The 12,707-nt window shown below is 71.1% G+C and carries 13 protein-coding genes; 6 read left to right on the top strand and 7 right to left on the bottom strand.

The features are described from left to right. From CCR87_RS12935 to CCR87_RS12910, 6 genes are read left to right on the top strand one after another with little or no spacing between them, the layout of a single operon-like run. On the top strand, positions 1 to 2,022 hold the full coding sequence (locus CCR87_RS12935) for a chemotaxis protein CheA (RefSeq protein ID WP_201157944.1): 2,022 nt from the start codon (positions 1 to 3) through the stop codon (positions 2,020 to 2,022). A gap of 1 nt (position 2,023) precedes the next feature. Further along, positions 2,024 to 2,503, top strand: a complete 480-nt coding sequence (locus CCR87_RS12930) for a chemotaxis protein CheW (protein ID WP_201157943.1) — start codon at positions 2,024 to 2,026, stop codon at positions 2,501 to 2,503. Next, a complete protein-coding gene (locus CCR87_RS12925) occupies positions 2,491 to 3,405 on the top strand; it encodes a CheR family methyltransferase (protein ID WP_201157942.1) in 915 nt (304 codons plus the stop codon). Before CCR87_RS12930 ends, CCR87_RS12925 begins: the two co-directional genes overlap by 13 nt. A 13-nt stretch (positions 3,406 to 3,418) precedes the next feature. Then, a complete protein-coding gene (locus CCR87_RS12920; RefSeq protein ID WP_201157941.1) occupies positions 3,419 to 3,805 on the top strand; it encodes a response regulator in 387 nt (128 codons plus the stop codon). Further along, on the top strand, positions 3,802 to 4,425 hold the full coding sequence (locus CCR87_RS12915) for a chemotaxis protein CheB (protein WP_201157940.1): 624 nt from the start codon (positions 3,802 to 3,804) through the stop codon (positions 4,423 to 4,425). Before CCR87_RS12920 ends, CCR87_RS12915 begins: the two co-directional genes overlap by 4 nt. After that, entirely contained in the window at positions 4,425 to 4,952 is a 528-nt protein-coding gene (locus CCR87_RS12910) for a chemotaxis protein CheD (protein ID WP_201157939.1), read from the top strand. The genes CCR87_RS12915 and CCR87_RS12910 overlap by 1 nt, the downstream gene beginning before the upstream one ends. Before the next feature lie 19 nt (positions 4,953 to 4,971). On the opposite strand, the gene folD is transcribed toward CCR87_RS12910, so the two are convergent. From folD to CCR87_RS12875, 7 genes are all read right to left on the bottom strand, one after another. Then, positions 4,972 to 5,862 carry a bifunctional methylenetetrahydrofolate dehydrogenase/methenyltetrahydrofolate cyclohydrolase FolD gene (gene folD, locus CCR87_RS12905; RefSeq protein ID WP_201157938.1) on the bottom strand — a complete coding sequence of 297 codons (891 nt, stop codon included), beginning with the start codon at positions 5,860 to 5,862 and terminating at the stop codon, positions 4,972 to 4,974. Continuing rightward, positions 5,846 to 6,130, bottom strand: a complete 285-nt coding sequence (locus CCR87_RS12900; RefSeq protein WP_420850175.1) for a chorismate mutase — start codon at positions 6,128 to 6,130, stop codon at positions 5,846 to 5,848. Before CCR87_RS12900 ends, folD begins: the two co-directional genes overlap by 17 nt. A 36-nt stretch (positions 6,131 to 6,166) precedes the next feature. Then, on the bottom strand, positions 6,167 to 7,858 hold the full coding sequence (locus CCR87_RS12895) for a formate--tetrahydrofolate ligase (RefSeq protein ID WP_201157936.1): 1,692 nt from the start codon (positions 7,856 to 7,858) through the stop codon (positions 6,167 to 6,169). 162 nt (positions 7,859 to 8,020) lie between these two features. After that, positions 8,021 to 9,931: an ATP-dependent zinc metalloprotease FtsH gene (ftsH, locus tag CCR87_RS12890; RefSeq protein WP_201157935.1), complete on the bottom strand. Its 1,911-nt coding sequence runs from the start codon at positions 9,929 to 9,931 to the stop codon at positions 8,021 to 8,023. An 88-nt stretch (positions 9,932 to 10,019) separates the two neighbouring features. Beyond that, positions 10,020 to 11,291: a tRNA lysidine(34) synthetase TilS gene (gene tilS, locus CCR87_RS12885; RefSeq protein ID WP_242512001.1), complete on the bottom strand. Its 1,272-nt coding sequence runs from the start codon at positions 11,289 to 11,291 to the stop codon at positions 10,020 to 10,022. Next, positions 11,288 to 12,145, bottom strand: coding sequence for a tetratricopeptide repeat protein (locus tag CCR87_RS12880; protein WP_242512000.1), 858 nt, complete (start codon positions 12,143 to 12,145; stop codon positions 11,288 to 11,290). Before CCR87_RS12880 ends, tilS begins: the two co-directional genes overlap by 4 nt. Then, on the bottom strand, positions 12,145 to 12,687 hold the full coding sequence (locus tag CCR87_RS12875; RefSeq protein ID WP_201157934.1) for an OmpA family protein: 543 nt from the start codon (positions 12,685 to 12,687) through the stop codon (positions 12,145 to 12,147). Before CCR87_RS12875 ends, CCR87_RS12880 begins: the two co-directional genes overlap by 1 nt. Between the last annotated feature and the right edge of the window lie 20 nt (positions 12,688 to 12,707).

Raw genomic sequence — 12,707 nt, 5'->3', positions numbered from 1 at the left:
ATGGCTGGCCGCGATTCGCTGCGCGACACCTTCTTTCAGGAATGCGAGGACCTGCTGGAGGTGATGTGGGACGGCTTCACCCGCATGGAGGGTGCGCCCGACGACCCCGAGACGATCAACGCGGTGTTCCGCGCGGTCCATTCCATCAAGGGCGGCGCCGGGGCCTTCGGGTTCCAGCCGCTGGTGCGGTTCTCCCACGCGTTGGAGGATGTGCTGGACGACCTGCGCAATGGCAAGTTGGCGGACCTGACGGGCCTGATGCCGCTTCTGTTCCGCGCCGGCGACCGGCTGATGGACCTGGTGGAGGCCGAACGATCCGGCAGCGCGTTTGACGATACCGCCTCGGAACACCGGGCGCTGCTGGCGGAGCTGGCCGCCGCGCGCGGCGCACAGCCCCCGTCGGCCACCCCGGACCCGGCCGAGGACGACGACGGCGGCTTCGTGCCCATGGCGCTGGACCTGATGCCCCTGGGCGCGATCGGGGCCGAGGACCCGCAGGACCGCGCGCCGTGGCGGCTGCGTTTCACGCCCGAGCGCAACCTCTACACCAGCGGCAACGATCCGATCGCCCTGATGCGCGCGCTGCGCGAACTGGGCGAGCTGCGGGTGGAGGTGAACCTCGCGAACCTTCCCGACTGGGACGGCGCGCAGTGGGACGGCGCCTACCTGAGCTGGACACTGACCCTGGACGGCACCGCCGCACGCGACGACATCGCCGAGATCTTCGAGTTCGTGTCCGAGGATGCACGGCTGGAATTCCTCGACGATCCCGCCCCGCCCCGGATCGCCGCCGCCCCCGAGGCGCGCCAGTCGATCCGCGTCGACCTGGAGCGGGTGGATCGCCTGATCAACCTGGTGGGGGAGCTGGTGATTTCCGAGGCGATGCTGAGCCAGTCGCTGACGCAAAGTGGCGCGGGCCAGCACCCCGCCGTCGTGACCTCGCTCGGGCAGCTCAAGCAGCTCTCGACCGAGTTGCAGGAGCGGATCATGGCGATCCGCGCGCAGTCCATCAAGCCACTGTTCCAGCGCATGTCCCGCATCGTGCGCGAGGCCGCGGGCGCCTCGGGGTGCGAGGTGCGGCTGGTCACCGAGGGCGAGACCACCGAAGTCGACAAGACCGTGGTGGAGCGCCTCGCCGATCCGCTGACCCACATGCTGCGCAACGCCGTCGACCACGGCATCGAGACCCCGGAGGTGCGCGTCGCCGCGGGCAAGGCCCGCCAGGGCACGGTGCTTCTGTCGGCCGCCCACCGCTCCGGCCAGGTCATCATCGAGATCGTGGACGACGGCGCGGGCATCGACACCGAACGCGTGCTGGCCAAGGCCATCGAGCGCGGCCTTGTTCCCCCCGACACGGAGATGTCGGAGCAGGACATCTTTGCCCTGCTGTTCGAGCCCGGATTCTCCACCGCCGAGAAGATATCGGACCTGTCCGGGCGCGGCGTCGGCATGGATGTGGTGCGCTCGGAAATCCGGGCGCTGGGCGGGCGGGTGACGCTGGCCTCGGTGCGCGGACGCGGCACCACCGCCACGATCAGCCTGCCGCTGACGCTCGCCGTGGTCGAAGGCATGCTGGTGGAGGTCGCGGGCGAGACCCTCGTGGTCCCGTCCACCGCGCTGCGCGAGACGATGCGCGCCAGCGACGCCGCCATCCACCGCATGGGCGCGGGCGGTCCGGTCCTGTCGATGCGCGGAGAACTGATCCCGCTGGTCGATCTGGGCGCCACGCTGGGCTACCGCGCGCGCAGCGACGACATGTCGGGACGCTCGCTTCTGCTGGTGGAATCCTCGGGCAACCGCCGCGCAGCGCTGTCGGTCGACGGGATCCTCGGACAGCGCGAGGTCGTCATCAAGGGCCTGAGCGAGAACTACGGCCATGTCCCCGGCATCGCCGCCGCCACCATCCTGGGCGACGGCAGCATCGCGCTGATCGTCGATGTCGATCAGGTCGCCCGTGCCGAGGTCGGCTCGCCGATGGCCGACCCCCTCCCCCCCCTGATGTCAGCCGCCGGAGCACGTTGAGATGGATACCCTTGCCCCCGAAGATGAAGCCGCCACCCTGCGCGAGATCGTGTCGTTCCGCGTCGCGGCGCAGGATTTCTGCATCGACATCGGCCATGTCCGCGAAATCCGCGGCTGGAGCCCCACGACCCTCCTGCCCCATTCGCCCGATTACGTCGTGGGGGTGATGAACCTGCGCGGCAACGTGATCCCGGTCGTGGACCTGTCGCAACGCCTCGGGCTGGGCCGGACCCAGTCCAGCGAGCGGCATGTCATCGTCATCACGAATTTCGGCCGCGGCACCGTGGGCCTGCTGGTGGAGGCGGTGTCGGACATCATGAGCCTGGCCACCGACGACATGAAGCAGACCCCCGACATCGCGGGCGGCACGGCGACGGGGTTCGTCGAGGGGGTATTCACCGCCGGCGACAGCCTGATCCGCGCGCTCGATCTGTCGCGCGTCCTGCCCGACCAGGGGAGGCTGGAGGAATGCCCGGCCTGACGGCACCCGCCGCGACCCCGGCCGAAGGCGGGCAGTACCCCCTGTCGGAGGAGGACTTCGCCGCACTGGCGCGCTTCATCCACCAGCGCACGGGCATCTTTCTGCCGCCGGCCAAGCGCGTGCTGATGCAGACGCGGCTGTCCAAACGGCTGCGCGCGCGCCGGCTGGACGGGTTCCGGGCCTATCGGAAGCTGATCGAGGACGGCCGTGACGAGGCTGAGGTCGGCCACATGATCTCGGCCCTGACGACCAATGTCACCCGGTTCCGCCGCGAGCCGCATCATTTCGACCACCTCTCGGCCAAGGTGCTGCCGGACCTGGTCGCGCGTGCGCGGCAGGGCAAGCGGGTGCGGCTGTGGTCGGCCGGCTGCGCCACCGGCGAGGAGCCGTATTCCCTCGCCTTCACCGTGCTCAAGGCCTGCCCGGAGGCCGCGACCCTCGACATCCGCATCCTTGCCACCGACCTCGACCCGGAGGCGCTGCGCATCGCCGAGGCGGGCGTTTATCGCGAGGACGCGCTTGCCCCCCTCAGCCCCGAGGACCGTCGTCAGCACTTCACCCCCGCACGCGACGACCGCAGCCAGGCCCGTGTCACCGGCCCGTCGCGCGACCTGATCCGGTTTCGTCGCCTCAACCTGATCGAGGCCTGGCCCTTCACCGGCGGCTTCGACGTGATCATGTGCCGCAACGTGGTGATCTATTTCGATCCGGAGACCCAGGACCGACTCTGGCGTCGCTTTGCCAGCCACCAGCGCCGCACGGGCGACCACCTCTATATCGGCCATTCGGAGAGTCTGTCGCCAACCGCGCGGCAACTCTACCGCGCGGTCGACGGGACCGGCTACATCCGCACAGCCGTCCCCGCCGAGGCCACCGACGGCCCCGCAGCCCCCCACCAATGACAGGAGAACGACCATGGGCGTCCGAGACAATGTGCACATCCTGATCGTCGACGACATGTCGACCAGCCGCGGCCTCATCACCCAGGCGATGGATGAACTCGGGATCACCAACTACGACACCGAAAATGACGGCACTACCGCGCTGAAGCGGCTGGCCGCGCGGCCGGTGCATCTGGTGATCTCGGACTACAACATGCCCGGGATGAACGGGCTGGAGCTGCTGGCGGCACTACGCCAGACCAAGCCGACGGCACGCATCGGGTTCATCCTGATCACCGGACGCGCCGACAAGGAGTTGCTGGCCAAGGGCCAGTCGCTGGGCATGAACAACTACCTCGCGAAACCCTTCACGACCGCGCAGATGAAGACCTGCATCGAGCGCGTCGTCGGTCCGCTGTGACCGCGCCAGCACCATCGGCGCCCGAGGGCGCGGTGCGGGCCATCCTGTGCCTGGGGGCCTCCACGGGGGGGATCACCGTGCTCGATCGCATCCTGCCGGAGCTGCCTGCGGACTGCCCGCCGACACTGGTGGTGCAGCACATCATCGGTCGTTTCACCGAAGGGCTGGTGCGGCGGCTGGACGGGCTGTGCCGGGCGCGGGTGGTGGAGGCCGGTGACGGCATGCGGCTGCGGCGCGGGACGATCTATTTCGCCCCCGGGGCCGAGGCGCATCTGCAAATCGATCCGGCGGGCCTGACCTGCCGCCTGCTGGAGGGGGCGCCGCGCAGTGGCCACCGGCCGTCGGTGGATGTGCTGTTCCACTCCGCCGCGCGGCTGCGTCGGCCGGTCGGGGCGGCGCTGCTCAGCGGCATGGGCAGCGATGGTGCGGCGGGCCTGCGCGCGATCCGCGATGCCGGCGGCTTCACCATCGCCCAGGACGAGGCCAGCTGCACCGTCTATGGCATGCCGCGGGCGGCGGTGGCCCTAGGCGGCGCCATGGTGTCGCTGCCCCCCGCCCGGATCGCCGAGGCGCTTCTGGCCTTTGCCACGCAGGGCGCCCCGGCGTCGCGGGCGCCATGATGGGCGCGCCGTCACAGCCGCGGGTGCACCCCGTCATCCAGGGCGCGCACCATGTCGCCACCGGCCCGCAGGACGTCCTGACGACGGTCCTGGGATCGTGCATCTCTATCTGCCTGCATGACCGGCGCGCGGGGGTGGGGGGCATGAACCACTTCCTTCTGCCGGGCGACCCCAGCCGCAACAAGGGCGAGGCGCGCTACGGCATCAACGCGATGGAGTTGCTGATCAATGCCGTGATCAAGGCCGGTGGGCGCGCCGGCCGGCTGGAGGCCAAGGTCTTTGGCGGCGCCAACGCCACCGGATCGCGCCTGCCGATCGGCGCGTTGAACGCCAAGTTCGCCTTCTGGTTTCTGGAGAACGAGGGCATCCCCTGTGTCGCGCGGGACGTCGGCGGCGTGCATGCGCGCAAGCTGCGCTACTGGCCGCACACGGGCCACGCGCAGCTCATGCTGCTGCCGAAGGCGCCGCTCATGACCGCGCCGCCGCCGCCCCCGGTGCCGGAGGGTGAGCCCGATCTGTTCTTCTGAGCGCGCCCGGGCGCCGGCGCTAGAGGCCGAGCCCGGCCGGCTCCGGCAGGTCTGATGCGCGCGCGGCGGCGGTGACGGTGTTGGCCAGAAGACAGGCGATGGTCATGGGCCCCACCCCGCCGGGCACGGGGGTGATCGCCCCCGCCACCGAGGCGGCAGTGTCGAAATCCACGTCGCCCACAAGGCGGCTGCCGCCCTGCCCGTCGGACACGCGGTTGATACCGACGTCGATCACCGTGGCCCCCGGCTTGATCCAGTCGCCCGGCACCATGCCCGGGCGCCCGACGGCGGCGACAAGGATATCGGCCCGGCGGCACAGATCGGCCAGGTTGCGCGTGCGCGAATGCGCCACCGTCACCGTGCAATCCTCGGCCAGCAGAAGCTGCGCCATCGGCTTGCCCACGATGTTCGACCGGCCCAGAACAACCGCGTCCAGCCCCCGCAGCGACCCCAGCGCCCCGCGCAGCAGCATCAGGCAGCCCAGCGGGGTGCACGGCACCATCGCCCGGCCCCCGGTTGCCAGCAGCCCCACGTTCGAGATGTGGAAGCCATCCACATCCTTGGCCGGATCGATCGCCGCAATCACCGCCGCCGTGTCCATCTGCTCCGGCAGCGGCAATTGCACGAGGATCCCGTGCACGGTCGGATCGACATTCAGCCGGGCGATCAGCGCCATCAGCACCGATTGCGGAGTGTCGACCGGCAGGCGGTGCTCGAAGCTGGCCATCCCGGCCTCGCGCGTCGCCCGCCCCTTGGACCGGACATAGACCTGGCTTGCGGCGTCCTCGCCCACCAGGACGACGGCCAGGCCAGGCACCGGGCCGCCCGCCGCCGTCAGCTCGGTCACCGCCTCGGCCACCCGGAGCCGGAGCCGGGCGGCAAAGGCCTTGCCATCAAGGAGTGTGGTCATCCGAACCTCCGAGCGTGCGTTCCTCGCGTGCGATGGACCATTCGATCAGCCTGCGCCACAGTGCCTCGACCAGGTCGGGATCCAGCCCCTCGACCTCGGCCCGGGCGCGGACCTTGGTGACCACATCCTCGACCCGCGCGGGGATGCGCGCGGGCAAGCCCACGCCGCGCTTGATCTGCACCGCGCGGTCGATGCAGCGCGCCCGCAGGGCCAATTGTGCCACCAGTTCGGCGTCCAGCGTGTCGATCAGCGCCCGCAGCTCGGGCATGTCTCGGCAGTCTTCGGGTCGACGATCAGACATGGCTCAGAACAGCCCCTCAACCTGGCCCGCGGCGTCCAGTCGGATGCCTTCGGCGGCCGGAACCCGCGGCAGGCCCGGCATGGTCATGATTTCGCCGCAGATGGCGACGACAAAGCCCGCCCCGGCCGACAGGCGCACCTCGCGCACCGGCAGGCTGTGGCCCGAGGGCGCGCCGCGCAAGGCGGGATCGGCCGAGAACGAATACTGCGTCTTGGCCATGCAGATCGGCAAATGGCCGTGGCCCGCCGCCTCCCAGGTGGCCAGCTGCTCGCGCACGCGGGCGTCGGCCACGACCTCGCCCGCGTGGTAGATGCGGGTCGCGATGGTTTCGATCTTGGCCATCAGGCCCATGTCGTCGGGATAAAGCGGGGTGAACCGCGCCGCGTCCGCGTCCGCCAGTTCCGCCACGCGGCTGGCCAGCGCCTCGATCCCGGCCGAGCCTTCGGCCCAGTGGCGGCAGACGAACGCCTCCGCCCCGGCGTCGGCGGCGGCGGCGTGCACGGCAGCGATCTCGGCCTCCGAGTCGCCGGCGAAGTGGTTGATCGCCACCACCACCGGCACGCCGAAGCCGCGCACATTGGCGATGTGACGCGCAAGGTTGACCGAGCCCGCGCGCACCGCCGCCACGTCCTCGGCCCCCAGATCGGCGCGGGCGACCCCGCCGTTCATCTTGAGCGCGCGCACGGTGGCGACGATCACCGCCACGTCGGGCGACAGGCCGGCCTTGCGGCACTTGATGTCAAAGAACTTCTCGGCCCCCAGATCCGCGCCGAAGCCCGCCTCGGTCACCACGATGTCGGCCAGCCGCAGCGCGCTGTCGGTGGCAATGACCGAGTTGCAGCCATGCGCGATGTTGGCGAACGGCCCGCCGTGCACAAAGGCCGGGGTATGCTCCAGCGTCTGCACCAGGTTGGGCTGCATCGCGTCGCGCAACAGCACCGTCATCGCGCCGTCGGCCTTCAGGTCGCGCGCATGCACCGGCGTGCGGTCGCGCCGATAGGCCACGATGATGTCGCCCAGCCGCCGCTGCAGGTCGTCCAGATCGCGCGCGAGGCACAGGCAGGCCATGACCTCGGACGCCACCGTGATGTCGAACCCTGTCTGGCGCGCAAATCCGTTGGACACGCCCCCCAGCCCCACCACCACATCGCGCAGCGCGCGGTCGTTCATGTCCATCACCCGCCGCCAGACGATGCGGCGGTCGTCGATCTCCAGCGCGTTGCCCCAATAGATGTGGTTGTCGATCATCGCTGACAGCAGGTTGTGCGCCGAAGTGATCGCGTGGAAATCGCCGGTGAAGTGGAGGTTCATGTCCTCCATCGGCACGACCTGGGCCATGCCGCCGCCCGCCGCCCCGCCCTTCATGCCGAAGTTGGGGCCGAGCGAGGCCTCGCGGATGCACACCGCCGCGCGCTTGCCGATGCGCGCCAGCCCGTCGCCAAGGCCCACGGTGGTGGTCGTCTTGCCCTCGCCCGCAGGCGTCGGGTTGATGGCGGTGACCAGCACCAGCCGCCCGCGCGGCCGATCGGCCAGCCCCGCGATGAACCCCTGCGAAACCTTGGCCTTGTCGTGGCCATAGGGGACCAGCGCGTCGGCCGGGATGCCGAGGGTGGCGCCGATCTCGGTGATCGGGCGCTTGGCGGCGGCGCGGGCGATCTCGATGTCGCTGCGGTGGGTCGGTGCGGATACGGACATGGGCATGGTCCTCGCTGTCGGGGGGGTTTTGGCGGGCCTGCCGCCCGGGCGCAAGACCCGCAGGGGGCATCGGGCGACATTTGCCGCACCCGGTCGTACGGGCAAGAAAAAACCCCCGGTGCCGCGGCACCGGGGGTCCTGTGTCGTGCATCCCCGCAGGGATCAGGCCGGATCGGGCGCCATGCCCCCGTCCGAGGACGGCTTGCCCTTGGTCGTCTTGGGGATCGCCGTCACGCTGCCGCCGGGCAGCGTCGGCGCCTCGTCGTCGTCGTCACGGCCCAGCTTCTCGCCCGCGATGACGCGCTTGATGTCGGTACCGGTCAGCGTCTCGTACTCCAGCAGGCCCTGCGCAAGACGGTGCAGGTCATCCATCTTTTCCGTCAGGATGCGCTTGGCGTTCTCATACCCCTCGTCGACGATCTTGCGGACCTCCGCGTCGATCATCTTCTGCGTGTCGGACGAGATGCTGGACGGCCCCTGATAGGCCCCGAGGTAGCTTTGCTGCTCGTTGGCGTAGTCGATGTTGCCCAGCTGGTCGGAGAAGCCGAACTGCTGCACCATGGCCCGCGCGATCTTGGACACCTGTTGGATGTCCGAGGCCGCGCCCGAGGTCACGTTTTCCTTGCCGAAGATCAGCTCCTCGGCGACCTTGCCGCCCATCGCCATGCAGATCTTGGACTTGTACTTGGTGTAGGTCACGCTGAGCTGGTCACGCTCGGGCAGCGACAGCACCAGACCCAGCGCCCGGCCACGGGGGATGATCGTGGCCTTGTGGATCGGGTCGTGCTGCGGGACGTTCATGCCGACGATGGCATGGCCGGCCTCGTGATAGGCGGTGAGCTTCTTTTCATCCTCGCTCATCACCATCGACCGACGCTCGGCGCCCATCATCACCTTGTCCTTGGCGCTCTCGAAATCGTCCATGACGACAAAGCGACGGCCCTTGCGGGCGGCCATCAGCGCGGCCTCGTTCACGAGGTTCGCCAGATCGGCGCCCGAGAACCCCGGCGTGCCGCGCGCGATGATGCGCAGGTCCACGTTCGGGCCCAGCGGGACCTTGCGGGCGTGCACGCCCAGGATGCGCTCGCGCCCCTTGATGTCGGGGTTCGGCACCTGGACCTGGCGGTCGAAGCGGCCGGGACGCAGCAGCGCGGGGTCCAGCACGTCGGGCCGGTTGGTGGCCGCGATGATGATGATGCCCTCGTTGGCCTCGAACCCGTCCATCTCCACCAGAAGCTGGTTGAGGGTCTGTTCACGCTCATCGTTGCCGCCGCCGTAGCCTGCGCCGCGCGAGCGGCCCACCGCATCGATTTCGTCGATGAAGACGATGCAGGGGGCGTTCTTCTTGGCCTGCTCGAACATGTCACGCACGCGGGAGGCACCCACACCCACGAACATCTCGACGAAGTCGGAGCCCGAGATGGTGAAGAACGGAACCCCCGCCTCACCGGCGATGGCACGCGCGAGCAGCGTCTTGCCGGTCCCCGGAGGGCCGACCAGAAGCGCGCCCTTGGGGATCTTGCCGCCGAGCCGCGAGAATTTCTGCGGGTCGCGCAGGAATTCCACGATCTCCTCCAGCTCGTCCTTGGCCTCGTCGATGCCGGCGACGTCGTCAAAGGTGACCTTGCCGTGCTTTTCCGTCAGCAGCTTGGCCTTGGACTTGCCAAAGCCCATCGCGCCGCCGCGTCCGCCGCCCTGCATGCGGTTCATGAAGTAGATCCACACGCCGATCAGCAGCAGGAACGGCAGCCACAGGCCCAGCGCCGACAGGAAGCCGGAGGATTGCTGCGGGCGCACCTCCACCGCGACATCGGCGGCCATCAGCCGGTCGGTCAGGTCGGTGCCTTCGGGACGGACGGTGGCGAACTGCTGACCGTCGGTGCCACGGAACATGACCCGCTCACCGTCGAGGGTGACCTGGGACACCTGCCCGCCATCGACGCGCTGCAGGAACTCGGAATAGGCGATCGATCGGGCCGAGCTGGTGTTCTGGCCGTTGCTGAACAGGTTGAACAGCGCCAGCATCAACAGAAACAGCACGACCCAGAACGCGATGTTGCGCAGGTTGCCCAAGGTGGCTCTCCTCCATCCGCACGGGGGGGGGCGCGACCGGGGGACCGGCGCGCCGTGTTATTTGAAGATAAGGATATCACCGCCGTGATCAATGCGCCATGAACAGCGTGGGGAAATCCGCCGCAGCCGGGACCGTCGCCGCCCGCCAGCCATCGCGCAGCCCCGCCAGCGGCGCCGCCACCAGCGTCGGTCCCGCCCACACCGCGGGCCCCGCCACCAGCGTCGCGCGCGGCAGGCCCGTCGCCCGCCAGTCCGGACAGCCCTGCAACCCCTCGGGTCCGAGGGGGGCCGCGTGCAGCCCCTCGGTGCGGCACCCCTCGGGCGGCATCAGCCGCCAGCGCCCGTCAAGCAGCCCGGCGACCGGCACCGAGCGGCCGCGCACCGCGCGCCATTCCCGGCCGATCCGCAGCCCCCCGTCGCGGACCCGCAGCGTGCAGCCCGCCAGCGTGACGTCGTGGCCTGCGGCGATACGCCCCACCGCGCGCGCCAGCGCGGCGCGGCGCGGGGCATACGCACCCGCGCCGATCCAGCGCAGCGTGCCATTGACGAGGCGCGCGCGGATTTCTTCGGGCAACGCCATCAGGCCGGGCAGATCGAAGGTCACATCCCCCCCCTCCAGCGTCGCCAGCCGCGCGGCCGCCTGCGCGGTCGCCGCCTCCAGCGCCGCGCGGGCCGAGGCCATGCGCGCGGCCGTCGCCGCCAGCCCGGCGGCATAGATCCCGACGGGGCCAAGGGCGGCCAGCGCGCGCCGGGCGCGCACGCGCAGGAACCGGGTGTCGTCGTTCAGCGCGTCCTCGGCCCAGTCGATGCCGCGCGCGCGCAGCTCCTGCCGCAGCGCAGCCCGCCCCACCGACAGCAGCGGGCGCACCCAGACCGTCCCTTCGCCGCGGCGCACCGGGGCCATCGCGCTCAACCCGTCGACGCCGGCCCCGCGCGCAAGCCGCATCAGCACGGTCTCCGCCTGGTCGTCGCGGGTGTGGCCCAGCGCGACCGCCGACAGCCCATGCGTTGCCGCCCACCCCGCCAGCAGCCGCAACCGCGCCCGGCGCGCGGCATCCTGAAGGTTGCCGCGCCGGGCGGTCCCATCCCAGTGCAGGATGTCGTGCGCCACCCCGAGCCGCGCGCACAGGCCGGCCACGGCGGTGGCCTCGTCCGCGGCTTCGGGGCGCAGGCCGTGATCCACCGTCGCCACCCGCAGCGCCACGCCACGCGGCCGGGCCCAATCGACCAGCAGCACCAGAAGCGCCACCGAATCCCCACCGCCCGAGACCGCGACCCCCAGTCCGCCGGGCGCGCCCCCCTCCAGCGTGCCCTTCAGCGCCCCTTCCAGCGCCCCCTCCAGCGCCGCAGCCGGGCTCAAGGGCAGCCGATCTCGGTGCGGGCGTCGTCGGCGTCCGATGCCTCGGCGCTGTCGGGGAACCGCAGCAGCACCTCGTCGAGCATGATGCACGCCTCCTCGGCCTGATCGAGGCGGGCGAGCGCGCTGCCAAGACCCAGAAGCGCGCCGGGCGCCGTCGCCCCATCGGGATCGGCGCCATAGCCCGCCAGCCAGGCCCGCGCGGCCGCCGCCGCATCGCCCATCTGCTCCAGCGCGTCGGCGCGCAGCAGATGCGCCCGCGGCGTCAGCACACCCAGCGGATAGGCCTCGGCGAACGCGTCCAGCAGGGCCACGGCCCCGGACCAGTCACCCGCGGCATGGGCGGCGGCGGCGGCGTCGAAGGCCGCGCGCTCACCGGCCAGGAGGGCGGGGGTATCGGGGCCGGGCACGGGTGCGGCCGCGCCCGGTGCGGCCCCCTCGCCGCCCAGCGGCACGGTCGGCGGCGCGCTGGCCGGGTCGCCGCCTTCGAGTTCGCTGAGGCGGAACTCGATATCGCCGATGCGGTTGGTGCCGTCGGCGACAACGGCATCGATGCGAAAGCCCAGCTCGTCGGTGGCAGCGGTCAGGCGCTGCACCGACCGCTCCAGCGCATCGACCCGGTCGAGGACGGACCCCGCCACCGCCTCGGACGCCGCCACCCCGGCGCCCGGCGCAAGCTCGGCCTGCAAGCCCGCCAGCGCATCGCGCACGGCCTCCAGTTCGGCGCGGATATCGGCGAGGGTCTGGGCCTGGGTCTGGGCCTCGGCCCCGCCCGCACCAGGGCCCAGGATCACCCCGAGCCCCAGCACCACGGCCAGGCCCGCGGCGCGCACCCGTCGCGGCGCGCGCCCGCCCATCACGCGCCCGCGCCGACGGTCACGAGGGTGACCGCACGGCGGTTGACGTCCCAGCAGCGCGCCTCGGGGCAGGCCTCGACCGGGCGCTCCTTGCCGTAGCCGACGGTGCGGATGCGGCCCGGCGCGATGCCCTGTGCGACCAGGAACTCGCGCACCGCGTTGGCGCGGCGCTCGGACAGGGCGAGGTTGTACTCGCGGGTGCCACGCTCGTCGGCGTGGCCCTCGATGACGATGCCATAGCCGCGGTTGTCGGTCAGCCATCGGGTCTGGGCACGCAGGGTGTCGCGGGCGGTCTCGGACAGGGTGCTCTGGTCGGTGGTGAAGAACACCCGGTCGCCGATGCGCTGCTCGAAGAACGCGCGCGAGGTGGGGTCGTTGGGATCGCCGAGCGCGGCCACGTCGATGCCGGTGCGCCCGAAGCTGTCGTCAAAGGCGCCCGTGTCGCCCATGCCCCCGCCCGCGCCAAAGCGGTTGGGGTTGGAACAGGCGGCCACGCCGGCGGTCAGGGCAACGATCATCAGGGCACGCAAGAGGCGGGACATGGCGGGGGGTCCTTTCAGAG

It is taken from the genome of Rhodobaculum claviforme (genome assembly GCF_016653255.1).
GTDB lineage: Bacteria > Pseudomonadota > Alphaproteobacteria > Rhodobacterales > Rhodobacteraceae > Rhodobaculum > Rhodobaculum claviforme.
Note: the sequence above shows the minus strand (reverse complement) of the source record. Positions and strands in the feature narration are given on the sequence as shown.